Origin of the sequence: Rhodoferax sp. (assembly GCF_028689305.1) — a bacterium.
In the GTDB taxonomy this organism is placed as follows: Bacteria; Pseudomonadota; Gammaproteobacteria; order Burkholderiales; family Burkholderiaceae_C; genus Rhodoferax.
In genome coordinates this window covers 23584-25535 of record NZ_JAQTWM010000052.1, presented here as the reverse complement: position 1 = coordinate 25535, position 1952 = coordinate 23584, and the positions used below count along the sequence as shown (strand labels likewise).

Genomic DNA, 1952 nt, shown 5'->3' with positions numbered 1-1952 from the left:
CACCACCAGACATTCCCAAACCCGCAACGGCGTTTCGCCTTTGCGGGTTTTTCATTGGATGGTGACAGGGGCTTATTCGGCACCGCTGGCCTGATCCGCCGCCGGACGCGGCTGGCGCACACCGGGTTTGGCGATCACTTCCAGATAAAACGCCGGCGCGCCGTCTTTGGCCGCGGCGTCAACCAGTGCCAGGATATTGCCCGGGTGGACCGCCACGGCATCCGCTTGACTGGTGCCGAACTGGCAGTCAAAGTCCCAGAAATCCACCCCCTCAGGCAAGGATTTGCGACGCTCGCGCTTGAAGTATTGGCGAATTTCGTGCTTGGTGGCGTCCAGCACACGGTCACGGTTTTTACCTTCGATAGAGAGTTTGAATGTTTTTTTCACAATGTCCTTTGCATCAATTCGCTTCCGCCAGCCATGGCGGACAGTCCAGGGTGGCGATTATGCGGCCCGTGCCTGACTGGACAGCGGCCGCCGAGCCTGTGTTACACCCCGTTCCCTCATCCAACGTCTGATGCACCTGCTGACCTCACCATGACTTTTTTATCTCTGGGCCTCTCGCCCGCCATGCTGGCCGCGCTTCACCGCCTGGGGCACGCCAGCCCGACACCGATCCAGCAAGGGGCGATTCCCCCCGCGCTGGCCGGGCAGGATGTGTTGGGTTCGGCCCAGACCGGCTCGGGCAAAACCCTGGCGTTTGGGCTGCCCCTGCTACAGCGGCTGGCGCGCCAGTCTGGCCGCCGGCGTGAACCGCAGGCGCTGGTGCTGGTGCCGACGCGTGAGCTGGCGGTGCAGGTGGGCGAGGTGCTGCGGGCCTTGGCACAAGGATTGAATCCGGTGGTCAAGGTGTCGGTGGCGTTTGGCGGGGTGTCGATCAACCCGCAAATGATGGGGCTGCGCGGCGGCACCGACGTGGTGGTGGCCACGCCCGGGCGCCTACTGGACCTGCTGGCGCACAACGCCCTGCGGCTGGACCAGGTCACGCTGCTGGTGCTGGACGAGGCCGACCGCATGCTCGACCTGGGTTTTGCCGACGAGCTGGCACAACTGCTGCAGCGCCTGCCTGCGCAGCGGCAAAACCTGTTTTTCTCGGCAACCTTCAGCCCGTCGGTGCAGACCCTGGTGCAGACCCTGCTGAACCAGCCGGTGCACATTGACGTGGCGTGCGCCAGCCAGCAGCCGGTGGACATCGTGCAGCGCGCCATCGCGGTCGATGCGCCGCAGCGCACCCAGTTGCTGCGCCATCTGATCAGCCAACAGCACTGGCCCCGGGTGCTGGTGTTTGTCGCCACCAAATATGCCACCGAGATCGTGGCCGACAAGCTGCGCAAAGCGGGGCTGACGGCCGAGCCGTTTCACGGAGAACTCAGCCAAGGCAAACGCACCCAGGTGCTGGCCGACTTCAAGGCCTCACGCCTGCAGGTGATGGTAGCCACCGATGTGGCCGCGCGCGGGCTGGACATTGCGGGGCTGCCGGTGGTGGTAAATTTTGACCTGCCACGCTCGCCCCAGGACTACACCCACCGCATTGGCCGCACCGGCCGCGCCGGTGAACCCGGCCTGGCTCTGAGTTTTGTCAGCGCAGCCACGCAGGCGCACTGGCGGCTGATTGAAAAACGCCAGCAGGTGAAGCTGGCGCTGGAAAGCGTCACCGGGTTTGAAGCCCAAGAGCGCGCGCCTGCCGCCAGCACCGAAGCCGCAGGCTCTGGTGGCATCAAAGGCCGTCGCCCGAGCAAAAAGGACAAACTGCGCGCAGCCGCAGCCCTGCAGGCCGGACTGCCCCCGAAAGCCACGCCGCCGTCACCTAAAATCTGACCCTCTCCACTGACCAGCCTCTGGATAAACACCATGACCCGCTGCCTGACCTTTCTGACCTCCCCCACCTTGTGGCTGGCCCTGCTGGGCGCGACCACTACGTTGTCGCTGTCCCCGGCCTGGGCGCAAAACTA

Annotated in this window: 2 protein-coding genes; one reads left to right on the top strand and one right to left on the bottom strand. The window is 64.8% G+C overall.

Annotated elements, in window-relative coordinates; translation table 11 throughout:
* Positions 1-72 precede the first annotated feature (72 nt).
* Complete coding sequence (locus PHW99_RS11610; protein WP_300177370.1) at positions 73-387, bottom strand: DUF6172 family protein; 315 nt, start codon at positions 385-387, stop codon at positions 73-75.
* Positions 388-537: 150 nt separating this feature from the next.
* On the opposite strand from PHW99_RS11610, the gene PHW99_RS11605 reads away from it, so the two are divergent.
* The gene (locus PHW99_RS11605; RefSeq protein WP_300177367.1) at positions 538-1818 is read left to right on the top strand and encodes a DEAD/DEAH box helicase; all 1281 of its coding nucleotides are present in this window, start codon (positions 538-540) and stop codon (positions 1816-1818) included.
* The last annotated feature ends 134 nt before the right edge of the window (positions 1819-1952 follow it).